20 protein-coding genes and 1 pseudogene are annotated in these 19970 nt (G+C 70.7%); 11 read left to right on the forward strand and 10 right to left on the reverse strand.

Translation table 11 applies throughout. From position 1 onward, the window contains the following. Window positions 1-247 (forward strand): annotated as a pseudogene (locus FHR36_RS37250) (hypothetical protein); the annotation flags it as partial. Window positions 248-312: 65 nt separating this feature from the next. Here FHR36_RS37250 and FHR36_RS37255 read toward each other — a convergent pair. After that, window positions 313-1029, reverse strand: coding sequence for a histone deacetylase (locus FHR36_RS37255; protein WP_253804621.1), 717 nt, complete (start codon window positions 1027-1029; stop codon window positions 313-315). A gap of 166 nt (window positions 1030-1195) precedes the next feature. Here FHR36_RS37255 and FHR36_RS37260 point away from each other — a divergent pair, with 166 nt between their 5' ends. Further along, window positions 1196-1909, forward strand: coding sequence for a YoaK family protein (locus FHR36_RS37260; RefSeq protein ID WP_253804622.1), 714 nt, complete (start codon window positions 1196-1198; stop codon window positions 1907-1909). A 79-nt stretch (window positions 1910-1988) separates the two neighbouring features. Here the strand turns inward: FHR36_RS37260 and FHR36_RS37265 are convergent, their stop codons facing one another. Beyond that, window positions 1989-4232 carry a hypothetical protein gene (locus FHR36_RS37265; RefSeq protein WP_253804623.1) on the reverse strand — a complete coding sequence of 748 codons (2244 nt, stop codon included), beginning with the start codon at window positions 4230-4232 and terminating at the stop codon, window positions 1989-1991. A gap of 458 nt (window positions 4233-4690) precedes the next feature. On the opposite strand from FHR36_RS37265, the gene FHR36_RS37270 reads away from it, so the two are divergent. The 3 genes from FHR36_RS37270 (at window position 4691) to FHR36_RS37280 (ending at window position 7461) form a co-directional block, all read left to right on the forward strand. Continuing rightward, window positions 4691-4861, forward strand: coding sequence for a hypothetical protein (locus FHR36_RS37270; RefSeq protein WP_253804624.1), 171 nt, complete (start codon window positions 4691-4693; stop codon window positions 4859-4861). 502 nt (window positions 4862-5363) lie between these two features. Continuing rightward, window positions 5364-5900 carry a hypothetical protein gene (locus FHR36_RS37275; RefSeq protein ID WP_253804625.1) on the forward strand — a complete coding sequence of 179 codons (537 nt, stop codon included), beginning with the start codon at window positions 5364-5366 and terminating at the stop codon, window positions 5898-5900. Window positions 5901-6009: 109 nt separating this feature from the next. After that, window positions 6010-7461, forward strand: coding sequence for an amidase (locus FHR36_RS37280; protein ID WP_253804626.1), 1452 nt, complete (start codon window positions 6010-6012; stop codon window positions 7459-7461). A 79-nt stretch (window positions 7462-7540) separates the two neighbouring features. Here the strand turns inward: FHR36_RS37280 and FHR36_RS37285 are convergent, their stop codons facing one another. Next, window positions 7541-8029: a carboxymuconolactone decarboxylase family protein gene (locus FHR36_RS37285; protein WP_253804627.1), complete on the reverse strand. Its 489-nt coding sequence runs from the start codon at window positions 8027-8029 to the stop codon at window positions 7541-7543. Between the two features lie 175 nt (window positions 8030-8204). Here FHR36_RS37285 and FHR36_RS37290 point away from each other — a divergent pair, with 175 nt between their 5' ends. Next, window positions 8205-9125 (forward strand): pirin family protein, encoded by a 921-nt coding sequence (locus FHR36_RS37290; RefSeq protein ID WP_253805012.1) that lies wholly within the window; start codon window positions 8205-8207, stop codon window positions 9123-9125. A gap of 87 nt (window positions 9126-9212) precedes the next feature. On the opposite strand, the gene FHR36_RS37295 is transcribed toward FHR36_RS37290, so the two are convergent. After that, complete coding sequence (locus tag FHR36_RS37295; RefSeq protein ID WP_253804628.1) at window positions 9213-9518, reverse strand: cupin domain-containing protein; 306 nt, start codon at window positions 9516-9518, stop codon at window positions 9213-9215. Window positions 9519-9690: 172 nt separating this feature from the next. Here FHR36_RS37295 and FHR36_RS37300 point away from each other — a divergent pair, with 172 nt between their 5' ends. Beyond that, entirely contained in the window at window positions 9691-10950 is a 1260-nt protein-coding gene (locus tag FHR36_RS37300; RefSeq protein WP_253804629.1) for a threonine/serine exporter family protein, read from the forward strand. Between the two features lie 146 nt (window positions 10951-11096). Here FHR36_RS37300 and FHR36_RS37305 read toward each other — a convergent pair whose 3' ends face one another. Further along, window positions 11097-12359: an MFS transporter gene (locus FHR36_RS37305; RefSeq protein ID WP_253804630.1), complete on the reverse strand. Its 1263-nt coding sequence runs from the start codon at window positions 12357-12359 to the stop codon at window positions 11097-11099. Window positions 12360-12454: 95 nt separating this feature from the next. Continuing rightward, window positions 12455-13570 carry a MerR family transcriptional regulator gene (locus FHR36_RS37310; protein ID WP_253804631.1) on the reverse strand — a complete coding sequence of 372 codons (1116 nt, stop codon included), beginning with the start codon at window positions 13568-13570 and terminating at the stop codon, window positions 12455-12457. Window positions 13571-13744: 174 nt separating this feature from the next. Between FHR36_RS37310 and FHR36_RS37315 the strand changes: the two genes are divergently transcribed. From FHR36_RS37315 to FHR36_RS40450, 4 genes are all read left to right on the forward strand, one after another. Continuing rightward, complete coding sequence (locus FHR36_RS37315) at window positions 13745-15679, forward strand: OmpL47-type beta-barrel domain-containing protein (protein ID WP_253804632.1); 1935 nt, start codon at window positions 13745-13747, stop codon at window positions 15677-15679. Window positions 15680-15956: 277 nt separating this feature from the next. Next, window positions 15957-16172, forward strand: coding sequence for a transposase family protein (locus tag FHR36_RS40440; protein ID WP_407660903.1), 216 nt, complete (start codon window positions 15957-15959; stop codon window positions 16170-16172). 183 nt (window positions 16173-16355) lie between these two features. Further along, complete coding sequence (locus FHR36_RS40445) at window positions 16356-16886, forward strand: transposase (RefSeq protein ID WP_407660904.1); 531 nt, start codon at window positions 16356-16358, stop codon at window positions 16884-16886. Between the two features lie 131 nt (window positions 16887-17017). Further along, the gene (locus tag FHR36_RS40450) at window positions 17018-17476 is read left to right on the forward strand and encodes a transposase (RefSeq protein WP_407660905.1); all 459 of its coding nucleotides are present in this window, start codon (window positions 17018-17020) and stop codon (window positions 17474-17476) included. A gap of 26 nt (window positions 17477-17502) precedes the next feature. Here FHR36_RS40450 and FHR36_RS37325 read toward each other — a convergent pair whose 3' ends face one another. The 4 genes from FHR36_RS37325 to FHR36_RS37340 all read right to left on the reverse strand — a co-directional run bounded on the left by FHR36_RS37325 (window position 17503) and on the right by FHR36_RS37340 (window position 19968). Beyond that, window positions 17503-18096, reverse strand: a complete 594-nt coding sequence (locus FHR36_RS37325; protein ID WP_253804634.1) for a suppressor of fused domain protein — start codon at window positions 18094-18096, stop codon at window positions 17503-17505. Between the two features lie 52 nt (window positions 18097-18148). Further along, the gene (locus tag FHR36_RS37330) at window positions 18149-18406 is read right to left on the reverse strand and encodes a hypothetical protein (RefSeq protein WP_253804635.1); all 258 of its coding nucleotides are present in this window, start codon (window positions 18404-18406) and stop codon (window positions 18149-18151) included. Window positions 18407-18447: 41 nt separating this feature from the next. Further along, the gene (locus FHR36_RS37335; protein WP_253804636.1) at window positions 18448-18999 is read right to left on the reverse strand and encodes a hypothetical protein; all 552 of its coding nucleotides are present in this window, start codon (window positions 18997-18999) and stop codon (window positions 18448-18450) included. Between the two features lie 147 nt (window positions 19000-19146). Continuing rightward, on the reverse strand, window positions 19147-19968 hold the full coding sequence (locus FHR36_RS37340) for a hypothetical protein (RefSeq protein ID WP_253804637.1): 822 nt from the start codon (window positions 19966-19968) through the stop codon (window positions 19147-19149). Between the last annotated feature and the right edge of the window lie 2 nt (window positions 19969-19970).

A 19970-nucleotide genomic window follows, 5' to 3' on the forward strand; every position in this document is an offset into this window, starting at 1 on the left:
CGGACCGTGCGCCGAGGGCGGCTGCGCGCAGTGGACGGGCGAGGCGTGCGGGGTGATCGACCGGGCGCTGGACGCCCCGGCGAGCGGTGCGGAGTGCGAGGTCCGGCCGGTCGGCGCGCTGGAGCGGCCGTTCCCCGACTGCGGCATCCGCGGCGACTGCCGGTGGTTCGCGCAGCGCGGGGCGGCGGCGTGCGGCGTCTGCCCGGGCATCGCGGGATGGCGGCCGGGCGACCCCGAGGTGGGGTGAGCCGGCGAGTGCGTCCCGGAACTCCCGCCCAGGCGGATCGGCGGTCGGCGGTCGGCGGTCAGCGGTCAGCGGTCAGCGGGAGCGTCGCGGAGGGCGGCGAGCAGCCGCTGCGGGGTCCAGTGGCCGCCGGCGCCGGGGCGGCCCGCGAGGTAGCCGGCGGCGCGCTCCGCGCTCCAGCCGTGGCTCTCGGCGAGGCCGGCGGCGAGGACACGGAGGTAGGCGGTGCTGGGGGCGTTGAGTTCGGCGTCCCGGAGGTCCCAGGGGGCCGTGAACCCGAGCACCGGGATGCCGTCGATCGCCCCCGCGCAGACCACCGTCTCGTACCGGCCCGGCCCGAGGCGCTGGCGCCCGGTGGCCAGGGCCGTGCTGAGGTCGAGGTCGGCGTACGGCTCGCGGTGCATCTCCTGCGCGGCGAGGTCGGCGAACTGCCCGGCGGTCAGCAGGTAGGCGCGGGCGGGCATCCGGCCCGCCTGCGCCGTGTCGTGGAACGCCATGCCGCCGCCCCAGACGTGCGAGGTCAGCGCGAAGTAGAGGGTGCCAGGCAGCAGCACCGGCAGCGAGCGCTCGGGAAGCCGCTTGTCCCGGCAGCCCGGGTAGACGTGGCCGCCGTTCGGCGCGCGGCCACCGCGGAGGTAGAGGGCGAGGCGGGCGGCGTGCATGTTGGAGCCGTACGCCGCGTACCAGACGTGCGAGGGGGGCGCGGCCCGGCTGCCGAGCGGCTCGGGGCGGAACGGCGCGCGGCCGGGGGCGGGCCGGTCGGCGTCCTGCGGCCGGTCGTCCATGCGTGGTGACGGTAGCCGCCGGGGCCGCGGATGTCGGCTGCGCGCCGGGCCGGCAGGCGCCGTTCGGGCGAACGGGATCACCCGGGCGGCGCCCCGCCGGACGGACCGGTCGGAGCTTGCGGTGTGTTGACGGGGCGTGCGGCGGGGCGGTCGGGATGCTGGGTCGGTGGACGGACCGCAGCGGGGCCGGCTCCGGATCGAGATCGTGCTGACGGTCCTGACGGTCACCACCGGGGCGGTCGACGCGCTGACCTTCCTGGGGTTGGGCCGGGCCTTCGCGGCGCTCGCCACCGGCAACGTCCTGCTGCTGAGTTTCGCCGTGGCGGGGGAGCCGTCCACGCCGGTCGCCCGGCCGGCCTTTGCGCTGCTGGCGTTCGTCCTCGGGGCGGCGGCCGCGTACCGGCTGATCACGGTGCTGGCCGAGCGGGGCCGTCGCTGGTTCGCACTCGCCATGGTGGTGGAGGCGACGCTGGTGGGCGCGGCCGGGATCTACTGCGTGGCGGTCGCCGGGACAGCGGATCCGACGGCGGACGAGGCGCTGGTGGTCATCGTGCTGGTGGCGCTCGCGATGGGCTGGCGCAACCGGGTCGGCCTGGAGGCCGGGGTGCCCGACATGCCGACCACGGTCGTCCAGATGGCGCTGGTCAAGCTGGCGGTCGACGTGCTCCCGTTCCGAACGGCGGAACCGGCGGCGCCGGTCGACGCCCGGCTGCGACGGCTGGGCACGGTGGCCGGGATGTTCGTCGGCGGCTGCCTCGGCGCGCTGCTGCTCGTCCTCGGCATCGGGGTCGGCCCGGGCCTGATCGGGGTCGCCGCATGCGCTGCGGTGGTCGCGCTCGGGTCGGCCCGGGACCCTCGCCTGCAACCGCTCGCCCGGTAGGACGGCTCTCGCACTACGGCCAGAAGCCCGGTCGCCCCGGGACCCCCGCCTGCAACCGCTTGCCCGTACCACCCTTCCTTCAGCCGCCACCGCCGCCGTCGGGCAGGCGGAACCGGCTCAGCACCTGCGCCGCGGTGTCCGGCTCCTCGCGCTGGAACGTCTCGAGAGCCCTGAGCTTCGCGGTCTCTTCGAGCGCCTGCCGCCGCATCTGCCATTCCGGGTGGAACGGCAGATGGTCCTGTTCCTGGCGCAGGTACTTCGAGTTGGCCCCGCCGAAGATGGTGTCTATCGCTGCCATGCCGTCACGGCGGTCGTCGAAGTAGTCCGCTCCGAGGACGAGGAAGCTCGGGACCAGGTGGATCGTCATGGTGTCGGCGAGGAACTCGTCGGTGCCTCCGGACTCGTCGATCACGCGCCGCTCGTAGACACGCACGTCCAGGATCGCTCCATCCCTGCACCGTTCTGGGTCGAGGTTGCGTACGGTGACGTCGGTGTGCCCGACGAACGGCTGGTCGGGGCTGGTGAGATCGGCGCTGAAGGAGACGTCGACCGCGAAGGCGACCGGACCCTGGCGTTCGTTGAGGAACAGTCGCTCGGGCTTGACGAAGGGCCAGCCGTGCACGAGCGCCAGCGCTTCCTTCGGGCCGATGACGTCGCCGCCCTCGAACTGGTCCTCGTCCCACGACGTGAAGATCTCCGACTGGTAGACGTCGTAGACCGTTCCCTCCGGGTGCTGGACCTCGACCGAGACCGGCTGGGTCGGGAAACGGTCCGCGTGACCCTCGGGGGGAGTCACCGAGTAGGTCGTCAGGGGGATGTTCTGCCCGTCGATCTCCATCCGGTAGCCGAGCTGGATGAGCGAGCGGTCGGTTCTCAGTGGCATGTCGAAGCGGAAGTGCTTCTCGAAGGTCTGCGTGTAGCGCAGCCCCTCGTACTTGCGGCCGGGATGCTTGCTGTACGTGCCGACGAAGCCGAGGTCGACGGTCTCCATCACCGGGGCCGGCCCTTGGAGGTCGACAAGCGTGAAGGTGGGATCGGGCAGGTTGACGAAGTCCGATCCGACCGAAGTCCAGGCCAGGAGGTCCTGGAGCCGGGCCCGCAGTTCCTTCAGACGACCGATGCCGCTGGCCGCCAGCGCGCCGCGGGTCAGCTGGGACTGGAGATCGACGGCGCGCGCGAGGGCGACCGCGGGGTCGGCAGCCTTTGTCTCGTCCGGCTGTCCCTTCGCGAGGATCGAGCCGTGCCATATCGTGGTGACGGGGAAACCGGCCCAATAGGGCTCGTAGAAGGCCACCCCGACGACGGGTTCGACGGCACCGACCACGATGCCGGGAGGCACGCGGTCCAGCGGGTTCAGTAGTTGCCGTCCGCCGTTGATGCCGACTACCGGATCCGCGACGATGATGGCGTTCTGCCAGCGGAGGATGAACTCCCCGAGCTTTGAGATCAGGTTTTTGATCTGGGTGAGGTCGTAGCCCGTCGACCGGAACGCCGGCTCCGTCGTGGCGAGGAGCATGAGTCGGTCGGTCAGGGAATTGAGGAGTACGTCGATGTAGTGGCCGGGGTCCCAGATCTCCGATCGGAGCTCCTGGGCGGGGTCCTTGTAGTTCAGCGGGGTGCCGTCCGTCAGCGTCATGTACGGCGAGGCGCAGCAGTCGATCCAGTGGGACGAGGCGGGGACATAGCCGTACGCGGCGCGCTGGAACGAGATGACGCCGTTCCCGGGGTCGAGCATCAACGCGAGATTGCCGTCGATCTCGCCCTTCAACCGTACGAGCTCGTCCAGGTTCGACGGTGACCGGGAGATCCTGGCGTTGTTGACGGCGTTGCGTACCTTGTCGAGCGTGCCGCGCCATTCCACGGCTTCCCGGTGCAGTCCCTGCCGTTCGGCATGAGCCAGGTAGCCGTAGATCTGGTCGACCCGCTCGCTGATGGATTCCAGCTGTTTCCTGGTGGTGTCCTCCTTGTCGCCGAACACCGTCTTGAGAACGCTGGCGACGGTGAGTACCGCACCCACGCCCCACACAATCCCGGTGGCGAAATTGATGACGGACCCGAGGATTTTGTGATATTTCACCACGTCTTCAGGGTCGAATTTGAGAACCTGTAACGAGGTGCTGAGGGCGGGATAGTCGTCGGCCGCCGGCTTGATGATGTCCAGGAGGTCCTTATCGGCCGGGTCGGCCGGTGGGCCGGCGACGAAAAAGGCAGGCGTCAGGGAGGGGGTCATCAGCGGCGTCGCCAGCCCGTCCTCGGCCAGGAGTAGATCGCCCGGCGTGTAGGTGTGGATCTGCCGAATTCCGGGAAACAGCTGAGCTTTCATGGCGAGGTCTTTCGTGGCGGAGATTCCTATGAGCGGCCGACCTTGCAGGCCACTTACCAGTCTTCGCCGTTGCCCGGACAGAATCAAGACCGTTCGCGGGTGGACGGCGTCGGGTGCAGGACGCCCGCCCCCCCGGGGGGAATTTGTTCGCCATTGCTGACCCAGGGTGGCCGTGGAATGTCGTCGCGGTCGACAGAGTGTCACGGAAGCCCTCGTGGTCGCCCGCGAGTCCGCTGTCGACAGCCGGACGCCGACAGCGGTGCTGCCGGCGGCGGGGAGACGCGACGGTGATGCCGCTGCCGGGTGTTTCGCGTGGATTCGCCGCTATTCGGTTCCGGTCGAAATGATCGCCCGCCGCGGACGTCCGCTGCCAGCATCGCAGGACCGCCGCAGGCCGGGCCGCCCAGCTCGTCCCCTGTTCCGGACTGTCGAAAACCGATCACCAAGGAGCCATCTCCATGAAGTACGCCACCTGGATCAAGGCGGCCGCTGCGGCCACGATCACCGTCACCACCCTGCTCGGCTTCAGCGCGACCACCGCCTCGGCCGTCTCCCGGCCCGCTGCGCCCGCAGGCATCGTGCACCCGGCCGACCTCTGCTGGCACAAGGAGTGCTGGATCCCGGACTGACGATCCCGCCGAGGCCGCCCATCGGGGAGGCCCCGGATCTCGCGCGGGCGCTCCCCGGCACCTCGTACGGGCCTGACGGCCTCGGGCGAGCCCGGACGAACGGCCTTGCCCTGCTCGGCCCTGTCACGGCAAAGCCACTGCCGGAACAGGGCCCGGCCGGCGCCGGGTGGTTCCGCGGCCGGCCTTGAGACAGGAGGCAGGCCGTGTCGTCCTCGTGAGTGCCGGCGAGGGTGAGATCTCCCGGCGCCATGCCCTTGGAGAGCCCACGGCGGCTGGCTACCCTGGCCGAGGTGCTGAACCGTCAGCACGCCACGGGGGAGCAGTGATGGACATCAACGACACTGGACCGGGACCTGAGCGGCCCCGGCTGCAGCCATGCCCGAGCTGTGGTCTCTCGGACCGGGTGACGGGCGTTCCGGCGGTGTACCTCGCCGGGCGGGACCAGGTCACGGAGGTGGTCCCCGCGCGGGGCGACGACCCCAGGAGAACCGTCACCCGCCAGGTGACCTCAGCACTGTCGGCCGCCCTGGCCCCGGCTCCGGCTCGTCGGACCTCACCGTTCTGGGCGCTGAGTGTGCTCGCCGGTCTGGTCTCGATCGCGACCTTCATCGGAGGAGCGGCCGGCGGCCACTGGTTCAGCGACGAGCAGCCGGCGCAGGGAGCCGAGGGGTACTGGACGACAGGGCCCGACGGAAACCCCATGCATGTGACGTACGGGGGTTTCGTCCACGACGCGGTTCAGGCCCGGCCGAACCTCGCCTTCCTCGGCTGGATATCAGCGCTCGCGCTGCTGACGGCGGTGGTGCTCATCGTCGCCGCCGCGCGGCGACGAGCGGAGTTCCAGGAGCTGATGACAGGCCGTCCGGCCGCTGAGCGCCTCTGGGCGCAGGGCTGGTACTGCGAGCGGTGCGGTACCGCCCACTTCCCGGCCGCCGCAGCCGGCGAGCCGTCACGGGCTCTCACCTTGCAGGAGTTCCGAGCGGTGGTCTGGGAGGCCGGAGGCTACGGCGACATGGCGCGACAGCAGCCGGTGGTGTGACAACGGACGTGCGCACGGCGTGACCCGCGGGACGGTGCATTGCCGGAACAACCCCGTTGCGCGAAGCGGTGTTTCGTGGCCTGTTCCGGAGGCGGGTACGGTCCGATCCATGGACTGGAGCTTTCGGACGGCCGAACAACTCGCGGCTGCTCTGCGTACGGGTGAAGTGACCTCGACGGAACTGACCGAGGAGGCGATCGCCAGAATCGAGCGGGACGACAAGACGATCAACGCGATCTGTGTACCGGACTTCGACCGTGCCCGGGCCACCGCGCGCGCGGCCGACCGGGCGCGTGCCGGCGGTGAGGACCGGCCGCTGCTCGGCATTCCGGTGACGGTCAAGGAGTCCTACGACATCGCCGGGCTGCCCACGACCTGGGGCATGCCGCCGCACCGGGACCACATACCGGTCGAGGACGCGGTGCAGGTGTCGCGGCTCAAGGCCGCAGGCGCGGTGGTGCTCGGCAAGACCAATGTGCCCGTGGGGCTGCAGGACGTGCAGAGCTTCAACGAGATCTACGGCACCACCAGGAACCCGTGGGACCACGCCCGCACGCCGGGTGGGTCCTCCGGCGGATCGGCGGCGGCCCTGGCGTCCGGATTCGGCGCGCTGTCCATCGGCTCCGACATCGGCGGTTCGCTGCGCACCCCCGCACACTTCTGCGGTGTCTACGCACACAAGCCGACACTCGGGCTGGCGGCGAGCCGCGGCATGGTCCCGCCGCCCGCGCCTGCCCTGCCGACCGAACTCGACCTCGCCGTCGTCGGCCCGATGGCCCGCAGTGCCCGCGACCTGACGCTGCTGCTCGACGTCATGGCCGGACCGGACCCGCTGACGTTCGGTGTGGCGTACGGCCTGGCGCTGCCTCCCTCGCGCCACGAGCGCCTCAGCGACTTCCGGGTCCTGGTCCTCGACGAGCATCCGCTCATCCCGACCGGAGCCGCCGTGCGGGCGGGTGTGAACCGGGTGGCCGACGCGCTCGTCGACGGCGGCGCCCGCGTCGAACGGCACAGTCCGCTGCTGCCCGACCTGACCGAAGCCGCCGTGCTCTACACGCAGCTGCTGTTCGCGAACTCCGCTGCACGTTTTCCCGCCGAAGCGTACGAGCAACTGCGGACCCGCGCCGCCGGACTGAGCGCAGAGGACCTGAGTCTCGGCGCGGCTCGGCTGCGCGGCATGGTGCTCAGCCACCGCGACTGGATCGGGGCGGACAACCGTCGCGAGCTCCACCGCGACGCCTGGCGGCGACTCTTCGCCGAGTACGACGCCGTGGTGTGTCCCATCACGCCCACTCCCGCGTTCCCGCACGACCACCATCCCGATTCGCTGGCGCGCCGGATCGACATCGACGGTGTTGCGTACCCGTACCTCGACCAGCTGGTCTGGGCCGGCGTGGCCACCATGCCCGGCCTGCCCGCCACCGCCGTACCTGCGGGCCGGTCCCCGGAGGGCCTGCCGGTGGGAGTGCAGCTCATCGGTCCGATGTTCGAGGACCGCACCCCGCTGCGGCTGGCCGAACTGCTCGAGCAGGCGATCGGCGGCTTCCAGGCGCCTGAGTAGCACCTCCTGACGGGTGTTCGGCGAGGACCGGGAGCCGTCCGGCGGCCACCGTCGCCCGCCGCCGATCCCGCCGCCGGTGCTATCGGGGCGGGATCGGGTGCACCGGGTGCTTGCTCAGGATGGACACGCGGTTGAAGGCGTTGATGGTGATCGCCACCCAGACCACCGCCGACAGCTGGTTGTCCGTCAGCACCGCGCGTGCGGCGGCGTACGCGTGCTCCTGGGCGGCGGCGTCCGCCGGACTGGTGGTCGCCTCGGCGAGGGCGAGGGCCGCACGCTCCTGCGACGTGAACAGTTCGGTGTCGCGCCACGCCGGGAGCGTACTCAGGCGCTGAACGGTCTCGCCGGCCCGCACCGCGGCCCTGGTGTGCACATCGAGGCAGTACGCACAGCCGTTGATCTGCGACACCCGCAGGTTGACCAGTTCCACCAGCCTGCGGTCCAGCCCGGCCTCCGCCGCGACCTTCCGGACCGCCTCGGCGGTCGCGAGCAGCGCCTGGTAGGCGTGGGGGCTCTGCTTGTCGACGAACACCCGCTGTTGTTCGTTGCCCGCTGTCGCGTCACTCATCCGAGGCCCTCCCGCAGAAGCACTGTCACCTGTCGCTGTCTCCATGCCATGATAGTTGAATCTAGAACCATTCTGCGAGCGGGGACACCACATCGTGAGCACCATCCAGGCAGATTCCGTCGCGCCGCACGGCGACACTCCGGCAGGCGGAGGGACCGGTCCGCAGGAACCGTACGTGGAGGTCCTGCCCGCACGGGACGTCCCGCTCGGCGGGCCGCGCGCGATGACGGTTCGGCGCACCCTGCCGCAGCGGACCCGGCCCTTGATCGGCGCCTGGTGTTTCGTCGACCACTACGGCCCGGACGACGTCGCCGAGACCGGCGGCATGGACGTCGCCCCGCACCCCCACACCGGACTGCAGACGGTCAGCTGGCTCTTCAGCGGCGAGATCGAGCACCGGGACAGCCTCGGGGTCCACGCCCTCGTCCGGCCCGGCGAGTTGAACATCATGACGGGCGGACACGGCATCAGCCACTCCGAGGTCTCCACCTCCGCGACCACCGTGCTGCACGGCGTCCAGCTCTGGGTGGCCCTGCCGGAGCAGCACCGCCACACCGCGCGCGACTTCCGGCACCATGTCCCGCAACCCGTACTGCTGGACGGCGGCGGCGAAGCACGGGTCTTCCTCGGCAGCCTCGCCGGCGACACCTCGCCCGTCCCCACCTTCACCCCCCTCCTCGGCGCCGAACTCACCCTTCGGCCGCACGCGACCACGACGCTCACCGTCGACCCCGCCTTCGAGCACGGCCTGCTCGTCGACCGCGGCGACATCCGGATGGCGGGGACGCCGCTCCGCTCCGCCGACCTCGGCTACCTCGCCCCCGGCGCCGCCAGCCTGACCCTCACCAATACCACCGACGCCCCGGCCCGGATGGTCCTGCTCGGCGGCCCGCCCTTCGAGGAGCGGATCGTCATGTGGTGGAACTTCATCGGCCGGACCCACCAGGACATCGTCGAAGCCCGTGAGGAGTGGCAGCGCAACTCCGACCGCTTCGGCACCGTCCCGGGCTACCCCGGCAACCGCCTTCCCGCCCCCACCCTCCCCGGCACCGCCCTCAAGCCGCGCGGAAACCCTCGACCGCACGGCACCGGCTGACAGCTCTCGACGCCGACCGAGGTCGACGGGCCGGCCAGTCGGCCAGTCGGTCAGTCGGCCGGTCGGGTGCCGGCGCCGGGCCGGCTGTCACGCTCCGGGTTCCTCGACGATCACCAGGGTGCCGTGGCTACCGGGCCGGACGGCGTGTGGTGCGCCGGCCGGCACCCGGTACATCTCGCCTGCCTGCACGGTGACTTCGGCGCCCGCTATCCGGAGCTCCAGCCGTCCGTCGAGCACCAGCAGAAGCTCGTCGGCCCCGTGGGACTCCTCCGGGACCGGGCTGTCGTCCATGCGGAGGACTTTCACACTGGCCGTTCCCACCCGCCCCAGGGTGCGGGAGTTCCACGCGTCGGGCAGGGCGGCCGCTGTCTTTGCGACGTCGATCGAAGTCATGACACACCTCCTGGCGGAACGCCGCGCGCCAAGGCACGAGCAGCCCGCCGTTCTCGTTCGGGGAATACCGCGAAGCTATCCGAGCCGGGACGGTCGTTGGTCGACCGTTTGGCAAAACCTCGCCCCGGTGCGCAACACGGGGGAAAGCGGCGGGTATGCGACCATTCGCGCCATGTCCAGCAGATATCCACCGGTTCAGGGCCCCGACGGCCCGGCCGACCCGCGGCGCCGCCTCCTGCTCGAACTCGGGGCGGGCCTGTTGAGCGGCGGCCTGCCCGTCCACGACGTGGAAGAGGAGTTGCGCCGGCTCGGACGGGCGCTGGCGGCGCCCGATGCGCGGATCGCCGCGCTGACCACCGGCCTGTTCGTCGCGCTGGACGCAGACGACGCGACGGTCTTCGAGCCCGTCGGCCCGGCGTTGCGGTTCGAGCAGACGGCCGACATCCTCGACCTGGTGCACCGGCTGCGCGCGGGTGGACTCGACGGGCACCGGGCGCTGCGCGACCTGGACTCGATCCGCCGGGCGCCGGCCCGGTGGCCCGCCTGGGTCGCGGACCTCGGGATGCTGCCGGTCGGGGTGGGGCTGTGTCTCTACCTGCAACCCGTGCTTGCGAACGTCGTCGCCGCCGCGATCGGCTCGCTGATCGTGATGGGCCTGACCATGACGGCGCGCCGGCTGCCGCTGCTGCGGCCGCTGCTGCCGGTCACCGCCGGGTTCCTCGTCTCCGTCGTGGTGCTGGGGGCCGCCCGGGCCTCGCTGCTGGACGGGCCGCTGCGCACCATCGTCGCCACTCTGGCCATTCTGCTGCCCGGTGGCCTTCTGGTGACCGGACTGTCGGAGATCGCCGCGGGTGCGGCCAGCGCCGGGACGGCCAGACTGGTGTCCGGCTCCGTCCAGCTGGCGCTCTTCCTCACCGGTGTGGTCGCTGCCGTCACCGCCACCGGATCTCCCCCCTCCGTACTGGCCAACACTGAGGTGGCAAAGCCGGGTTGGTGGGTCATCTGTCTGGGGCTGGCACTCGCCGTGGCCGGGGTCGTCATCAACGTCAACACCCCGCCGCCCGCCATCCCGTGGATCGTTGCGGTGATCACGGTGACGGCCGCCGTCCAGGTCACGGTCGCCGCGGCGAACGGCCCGGCGGTCGGCGGCCTGGCCGGCGCGGTCACCGCCGCCACCGCCGCCACCGTTGCGCACTGGGTGCGGCGCGGCTCGTCCTGGCAGGTGCTCTACCTCCCCGCGTTCTGGATCGTGGTGCCCGGCTCCTTCGGCCTCCTCAACACCGCCCAGATCGAGGTCGGGAACGGGGCGCAGGCCGTCCTCACCGCGGTGTCGGCCCTGTTCGGAGTCTCCGTCGGCACCCTGATCGGCTCGGTGATCAGCCGCATCCCGCGACCCGCGCTCCGGCCGCGCCGAGCCGGGGCACCCGAATAGCGACGGACCGGCACCGCGCCGACCGGACGACCTGCGGGCCGCCTGCCGTGGCCTGCGCCGCGCCGACACGCTCCGGACGGCCGACCCGCTGCTCATCCCGGGTGACCGCTGAGGTCGACTGCGAGCCTTCGTAGGAATGTTGACGCTCAGGCCAGGTCTCGCATGCGGCGGATCGGGCTGGCCAGGAGGATCGCGGGGCTCGCCACCGAGGCCAGGGCGAGCAGGAGGAGAGCTGTGCGGGGGCCGAACGCCGCGGCGGCGGCGCCCGCGGCGAGGGCGCCGACCGGGATGGTGCTCCAGGACACGAAGCGCGCGGTGGCCATCACCCGGGACAGCAGCTCCGGCGGGGTCCGGGTCTGGCGATGGGTGCGGGTGACGATGGCGGTGACCACGACGCCGCCGTAGAAGCCGGCGCTGCCGAGGGCGAAGACCAGCATCGCCCAGCCGGACCCGGCCAGGGGCAGGAGGAGGGCGAAGGCGCTGGCGACGACCGCCGACCAGCACAACGCGCGCCCGCTCCCGATCCGGGCCACCAGGCGCGGGGTGAGGGAGGCGCCGATGACGCTGCCGATGCCGCCGGTGGCCATCAGGGCGCCGACCACCGTGGCCGGAGCGTCGAGGGCGCGGACCAGGAAGACCGGGGTGAGCGGCATCAACCCGCCATAGACGATGTTCACGGCGGTGGCGCCGGCCACGCACGGCCTGATCACCGGATGCCGGGCGACGAACCGCCAGCCCTCGCCGACCTGCCCGAGGAGGCCAGGGCGTTGGGCGGCCGGCGACGGTTCGGCCTGCTCGGCGCGGGGCAGGCTGCGCAGCAGTGCGGCCGAGACGAGGTAGCTGACCGCGTCCAACAGCATCGCGGCCGATCCGCCCGCGAGTTGCACCAGCACGCCGCCCAACGACGGCCCCGCCAGCTCGGTCCCGGCGATGCTGCCGGAGATCAGGCTGTTGCGGGAGGTGAGCTGAGCCTTGGCGACGATCGAGGGCAGGAAGGTCGAGTTGCCCACGTCGAAGAGGACGTTCGCGAAGCCGACCAGCAGCGCCACGACGATCAGCTGCGCAAGCCCGAGCATCCCGAGGGCCGCCGCCAGCGGCACCGAGGCGACCGCGGCGCCGCGGACCAGGTCCGTCGTGACCTGGATGCCGCGCAGCGGCAGCCGCTGGACCAGGACGCCGGCGGGCAGTCCGAGCAGCAGCCAGGCGACATAGGCGGCGGCGGTGATCAGACCGACCTGGATCGCCGACGCGTGCAGGGTGACCACGGCGACCAGCGGCAGCGCCACGGCCGTCACCTGGTCGCCGAGGCGGCTGACCGTCGAGGCGGTCCAGTAGCGCCAGAACACCCCTGCGCGGCTGCCTCGTACCGCCGCCTCCGCCTCCGCCGCTTCCGCGGTCCGTGTCGACACATCCACCTCTCTACAAGTCAATGACGTGGGGAACGTGTGTACGTGGCAGCCGTCCGCACGCCGAAGCGGCTCGCTGCGTTCTCGTGCACGATGGTTCAGGCCACGAGAAGGCGCAGGCCGAGCTCCGCCGCGTCGAGGACGACGAGGTCGCGGTTGCGCTCGGCCCAGCGGCCGGAGGAGAGGTCGTCGCGGAGCATGTTCACCGCTCGCTGCTCGGCCTGCGGTCCGACCCTGGTCCAGACGGACACCGCGCGGCGCACGTGATCGTCCAGGTACGCCTCGGGGCGGCGCCAGTGGGCCTCGAAGAAGCCGTCGGCGCAGTCCCACGGGATGAGCACCGGCTCCGCACGGCCCCCGATCGCCTGGGCCATGTCGGCCAGCGAAGGCCACCCGACGAGAAGGTGGGCGAATTCCGGCAGGTAGTCACGGGTGAGCCAGAACCGCTGGAGCCAGCCGGTCGTACTGGCGTCGTACGTGAACACCACCACGCGCCGGGCCACCCGCTTGAGCTCGCGCAGCCCGGCGATCGGGTCCGGCCAGTGGTGAACGGTGCTGACCGCCATCGCGGCGTCGAAGGACTGGTCCGCGAACGGCAGGCGCTCCGCACTGGCGGCCACGCACGGCGCCGCGCCCGCAGGACGCTGTGCCCGCATGACGGCCGACGGTTCCACCGCCGTGACCTCGCGGTTCGGGGGTTCGTAGGAGCCGGTGCCGGCCCCGACGTTCAAGACTGTCCGGGCGTCCCCGAGCGCCTCCCAGATCCTCGCGGCGATCCGCGGCTCGGTGCGCCGCGTCACCGGGTAGGCGGACCCGATGGCTTCGTACAGCTGTGCGCCGAACACTTTGAGCTGCTCCTCCGGTGTCGGCCTGATCCCCATGGCCCGTGCCGACAGTTCGCGGTCGATGGCCGTCACCGTCGCGGCGGCGTGGTCGCGCCGATCCACCAGCAGACCGCGCAGCCGGTGCAGGTGCGCGACGGCGTCGGTGTTCGGGTCGTCGACCAGATCCGCGACCTCGCGCAGGCCGAAGCCCAGCCGCCGGTAGCCGAGCACCTCCCGCAACCGCTCGACGTCGTCGGGCGAGTAGGCCCGGTACCCGGACGCGGTCCGCGCCGACGGGTGCACGAGGCCGATTTCGTCGTAGTGATGCAGCGTGCGGACGCTCACGCCCGCCAGCTCGGCCACGCGTCCCACGGTCAGGTGCTCTTCCACGCCACCGACAATGCAGCATCACGCCGCGTGAGGGTCAAACAGATCCCGTCGTGGTCCACTGCCGCCTGGCGGTCAGGCACGGGGCCGGCACCGGGCGGTCGGTGGCGGCCGTCGGAGTGACACTCCGTCGAGTCGTGACGGAGTGTCGTCAACCGCGCGCCTAGCGTGACCGGCATGACAGCAGATCGTTCTCTCGGCGCCCCGGGCGGGCCGGGCCTCGCCGGGGCGCCCCGGCGAGGCGGGCTCGCGGCGCTCTTCGTCCTGGTCCTGGCCCTGTTCACCATCGCCGCGGCGATCACTCCGGCCGCAGCCGCCCGCCGAGTGGGCGGTACCGTGTCGGTGCAGTTCGAGAACAAGAGCGATCGCGACCTGACCGGCTTCGCCATCAACGTGCCCGAGGGGTGTGTGATCCCCTTCGCACCCGCGACGATCCAGGCCGGCACCACCGCCACCTGGACGGTGGGGCCGTGCAGCTCCACGTACGGCACGAAGGGGACGCTCGACTACACCGTCCAGGGAGAGAACGGCGCGACCACCCGGATCGGCTGGGACGTGCCCTTCACCGGGGCCAACGCCTACACCGAGTCCGCGCCCACCGGGTACGTGATCAGCCACACCGGCGGCACCGACCAGAACACCCCCGTCCGCTGGACCTTCGACTGCAACTCCAAGACCTGTGACGGCATCCCCGACGCCTGGAAGCTCAACGGCGTCACCCTCGACCCGGGCGACGGCAGCCCCGCCAAGTTCATCGACCTCAAGGCGATGGGCGCCGACGTCAACCGGCCGGACGTCTTCGTCCAGCTCGACTGGATGGCCAACACCGCCCACAGCCACGCGATCGACCCCGCCGCGATCAAGAAGGTCGTGGACGCCTTCAAGAACGCTCCGTACAACAAGCGCGGGCAGACCGGCACCGGCATCAACCTGCACATCGACGCCGGGCCCAACAGCATCATGGACTTCGCCACCAACACCACCTGGGGAACCCTCAGTCGGGCCAAGCAGCTCACCGAGACGACCAACCTCGGCACCAAGGTCAACGGCCTCTACCAGTGGGACGCCTTCACCGCGCTGAAGAACGCCACCGGCGGCTTCCGCAGCACCGCGCGAGGGCCGATCTTCCACTACGCGATCTCCGCGCACAACCTGGAGAGCGGCTCCCGCTCCAGCGGGATCTCCGCCGGCACGCCCGGCAGCGACCTCATCGTCAGCCTGGGCAGCTTCACCAACAGCGTCGGCACCGTCGACGAGCAGGCCGGCACCCTGATGCACGAGCTCGGCCACAACCTCGGCCTGCGGCACAGCGGCAACACCGACGTCCCGAACCACGAGCCGCAGTACTTCAGCGTGATGAACTACAGCTACCAGTTCGGCCTGACCGTGGGGACGACCAAGGGCCTCCTCGACTACTCGCGGCAGAACCTGTCGCTCAACGAGACCGCCCTGGACGAGCGGGTCTACCCGCCGACCACCCCGCTCTACGACGTCAGCCACTTCTGCCCCGGCGTCGACGGGACGGTCGGCAAGTTCGTCACCGTCCAGTCGAACAAGGCCGCCGTGGACTGGAACTGTGACGGCCGGATCTCCGACACCACGGTCGGCGTCGACATCAACGGCGACGGCTTCCAGACCTCGCTCGCCGGGCACGACGACTGGAACGCCCTCGTGCTGCGCGGCGGCGCGGTCGGTCACTCCGGCGGCGAGGCGGCCGGCGTCCCGGCGCCCACCCTCGAGAACGAGGCGACCCCGGAGGACGAGGCGATGGACCTCCCGGTGGACGTCACCCCGCCGGTCACCACCGCCCGGACGAGCGTCCACTCGCACCGGGACAGCGGCGGCCACCAGGGCGAGGGCGGCCACCAGGGCGAGGTGCGGGTCGTCCTTACCGCCACCGACGACCTCTCCGGCGTCGCCATGACCGAGTACAACCTCGACGGCACGGGCTGGCAGACCTACACCGGCCCGATCCCGGTGACCGGCGAGGGCAAGCACCGGCTGCTCTACCGTTCCGTCGACCACGCGCAGAACCAGGAGGCGGACAAGCTCCTCGTCCTGCGGTTCGACCGGAACTCCGAGTGGCACCAGGAGCCGCCCGCCGAGCACTGAGCCCACGCACCCACGACGCCCCGGGACGAGACCCCTCGACCCGGGGCGTCGGCGCGCCCGGGACGGGTTGGTCGACCGACCGGGTACCCGCCGGACGGGAGGCAGCAGCGCGGCACTGGAACGCCCATCTGCGTACCTGCTAACGGGCTCTGTCACTGATCTTGTGACGCGACGCTTCGTCGCTCGTTTCGGATGGGTGTGCGGTTCAGGGGGTTTGCGGGAGGTTCTGCCACATCTGGCGGACGTGGCAGTCGATTCGGTGCACCGGGATGCGGGCGTGGTCGTACTGCGGACCCGTTCCTGTACGCGGTCAGCGCGGTGTCCGGGGTGTGGGAGGCTCTCGGGCCGAATACACGGCCGGTACGTGCGGCGGCTCGGGGACGCGCCGTTGGGCGGGCTACCAGTGGTGATCGTCGTGCTGATGCGACGGTTCAAGTGCCTGACGGCCGAGTGCCCGGCGCGGTCACCTTCGCCGAGCAGACTCCAGGACTGACCCGGCCGCACGCCCGGCATACGCCCGTCCTGCGAGACCTCCTCGGCCGCGTCGCCCGGGCGCCGGCCGGACGGCCCGATACACGGCTCGCCCGAAGGCTGAGCATGACCGCAGCGAAGGACACCCTGCTGAGGTTGCTGCGGACCACCGCTGACCGAACCGGGGCCCGTCCGGGTCCTGGGGATCGACGACTTCGCCCTGCTCAAGGGCCATACCTACGCCACGCTGTCTGTCGACCTGGAGGCCCGCCGGCCCATCGACGTACTGCCCGGCCGCGAGGCCGCACCGGTGGCCCGCTGGCTGGCCGACCACCCCGAGGTCCAGATCATCTGCCGGGATCGCGCCTCCGCCTACGCGGAAGCCGCCAGGACAGCCGCCCCTCAGACCGTCCAGTTCGCCGACGCCTGGCACCTGTGGAACAACCTCGCCAAGGCCATGGAGAAGGCCGTCACCAGCCACTACGGATGCCTCCGCACAGCCCACCAGGCCACGCACCAGCCCGGAGAACCGCAGCACCGGCGGAACCGGACGGCATGCTCGACGACCGCGGCCGGCCCCGCCGAATCGTCGCCACCATCCGCGAACGCCACCGCGCTGTCCGGGAACTCCTTGCCCAGGGCCGGTCCCTTCGCAGGATCAGCCGTGACCTGGACCTCGACTACTACGCCGTCCGCCGATACGCCCGCACTGCCGACGTCGACGAGCCGCTGGTGAAGGTCACCCAGCGCCGGACCCTGCTGGACGACTACAAGCCCTACATCTACCAGCGCTTCACCCAGGGATGCCGCAACGCCGGCCAACTCCATCGGGAGGTACGCGACCAGGGCTTCCCAGGAGACCAGAGCGTGGTCAACTCCTACGTCCGTCTACTGAAGCAGGGCACCGTCACAGCACCACCGCCCCCGGCACTGCCGAAACCCAGGAGAGCCCTGCGCTGGATCATGAACCGCCCCGAGCGCCTTCGCCCCGACGAGGCCGTGGGCCTGAAGGAGATCCGGGCGGCCTGCCCCGAACTCGACGCCGCAGTCGAGCACGTCCGAGCCTTCGGCGCGCTCATGCACGAGCACCGCGGCGAAGACATCGAAGGATGGATCGAGCAGGTCAGACAGCACGATCTGCCCGCCCTGCGGCAGTTCGCCGACGGACTCCTCCACGACCGGGACGCGGTCGTCGCCGGCCTGTCCAGCCCCTGGAGTTCCGGCCAGGTCGAAGGTCAGGTGACCAGGGTCAAGCTTCTCAAACGCGCCGGCTATGGCCGGGCCAAGCTCGACCTCCTCCGCACCCGCATCCTCCTGGAGAACTGACCGGCCGTCCGTTGCCGGCGGGCGGGTCAGACCACGGAAGCGCGCTTGGAATCCACAGGGTCGATCTCGTGCTCGTCGAAGAGCTGCTCAAGTGCTTCGTGGCCGTGTTCGCGACGGAACGCGATCTCGTTCGCCGTCACGGGGAGAGTCCAGAGGATGCGTGCATGGCCGTTCGGCAAAGGGCAGCGTTCGAGGTCCGGCCCATGGAGGTAGGGCAGGCTGACGAGCAGGTGGTCGCAGGAGGACCCGGGGATCCACGGCTCGCCGATGGGCATGCTGTGTTCAAGGTCGAGATGGTGGCCAGCGTGGTAGTACGCGATCTTCGCGAGAAGGTCGACGAAGTGTTCGTCGCCCGCTGGAGCGGTCAGGGCGAACTCCAGTCCGTGTCCGTTCTTCTCAACTGCGGACCAGCAGCCGGCGGTGAGGTATGTCCAGAGGTTGCCGCGCGGGCCCGGGCTGGCCGCGATGATGCGGAGGCCCGGAACGGCCTCACGTCGACCAGGCCCAAGATCGTAGTCATGAGCCTGAACCTCGTGACCGGCGAAGAAGTTGCGGACGTGTGACTCGACGGCCGCAATAGCCCGCCCCCGGCGCTTGGCTTCGAACATGTCGGTGATCATCTCACGCGGTCAAAAGGACTGATGGGCTGACTGGCGGGTATCGAGCCTTGCGTCACAAGATCAGCGACAGAGCCTGCGAACGTCCCCGGCTGTCGGACCAGTTCGGTCTTTCGCGCTCCGGAGGCAGGCGGACCGGCTCCGCGAACAGATTGCCCACCTCATCGACCAGCTGACCGGGGCCGAGCGGGTCCGCGAGTGCCTGCAGATCACCCGCGAGACGCTGCTGGAGATCGCCGGCGAGGACGACCGGGCCTCCGACCTTCTCCCATCGGCCTATCGCCAGATCCTCGCCCTGTTCGCTACGCCGCACCAGTGAGGGAGTGCGTGATGGGCGGGCTGGGTGGGTGCTACTCAGCAGATCGTGTGCTCACCGATGATCTCGGCGCCCACCTGCGCGGCAACCCACACAGCGCGCTCCTCCCCGTCGACATGGACGAAGAGCGTGTGGTCTTCCGTCCATGGGCTGTCGAAGTCAGTGCCGTTGTGGTGCAGGCTCACCTGCAGAGCCGCGTACTTCCAGGTCCGATCCAGCCCGAGCTCCGGAACTTCCGGCCAGCAGAAGGCTTCCCAGTAGACCTCGATCCGATCGCGGACGCCGAGCGCGGCGCGGGCAGCGTTCGGTGCCCGTTCCGGGTCGGGGAGGTCCATGAAGAGCAGGTAGGGTCCGAACGGGAGAGGGGAGTCTCCCGGAGTCGCCGCGTCCTCCTTGGCCCCTTCACCGACCTCGGCCTCGGGAACCGCCTCCAGCAGCCGCCTGACCTCCGCCCGGCTCGACACCCTCGCCGAGATCTCGGTGTCACCCCGTGGGTCCGGCACCGAAAGTGCCAGGAGCCGGTCGGCGAGCGAGAAGATCGCATCAAGGTCGGTCGTCCTCAGCAGCGGAAACGCTGCGGTGTGTCCCATGAGCACCAGTAGTACCGCTCTTCCCCGCCCTGGCACTACCGGTTAACCCGGTTGTCCAGCCGCACCACTCCGATCGTGCGAATCGTAGGTGCGAGCTCTGACCGAGTGCCCATCGAAAGGCCCATCAAAGGCTCGCCAAACGAGGGCTCAGGGCACGTCCAAGACCACACCGGAAAGCTCCGGCATCTCCCGGAGGAAGTCCGGAACACGTGCGAGTTCGTCCAGGCGCAGTTCATATGCCGAGATCCTGCGCGCATAGTCGGCAGCCAGGTCATCGACCCGGTGCCGCAGATCGGCGCGCGACGCCACCATGACCGAGTCGTAGTAGTCGAAATCCGAACCGATCGTCAGGTCCACGAACACCCCTTCTTCCTGCAGGACTTCGGTCAGAGTAGGGGGAGTCGGGCCGCTCAGTGCGCTAACCAGACGCTGGAGACGCTCCGGTCCGGGGGCAACTGCGAACACCGTGGTCTCCGACGAGGCGTCGAAGAGCACCGCGTGCAGCGCGGATACCAGGTCGCGAGGTGTGGACAACCGGAACAAGCCCGCACGACCGGCGTTGCCCAGCTCCGCGGCGGTCGGCTCGGCCCGTAGGGGCTTTGCCGTGCGACCAGGTACGAAGCCCTTGTCCCGTGTGGTGGCAGTCGTCGCTCTGGCGTCGACCTCGTACTCCCAGCTCACCAGCATCGGCGTTTGCTTCAGATAACGCTCGGCGTCGTCGCAGTAGTACGTCGGGATCACATAGCGGTCCAGGCCGGCCGTAAGACGCCACACCAGGCCGACATAGACGGCGACTTCCTCCATGTTGTTGTTGTTCACCGCCCACTCGGTGTACCGCGTCCCCTCCTCAGGCCATTTCTGCCGCAGGCCAGGCCAGTGCCGAGTCACCGCCAGGTCATTGCCGGGGAGGTAGTGGAAGAGATGGACGCCGTCGTCTGTCGTGGCGGCCTCGAAACGGATCGGATGCACCG

The organism is Kitasatospora cinereorecta, from assembly GCF_024172095.1.
GTDB lineage: Bacteria > Actinomycetota > Actinomycetes > Streptomycetales > Streptomycetaceae > Kitasatospora > Kitasatospora cinereorecta.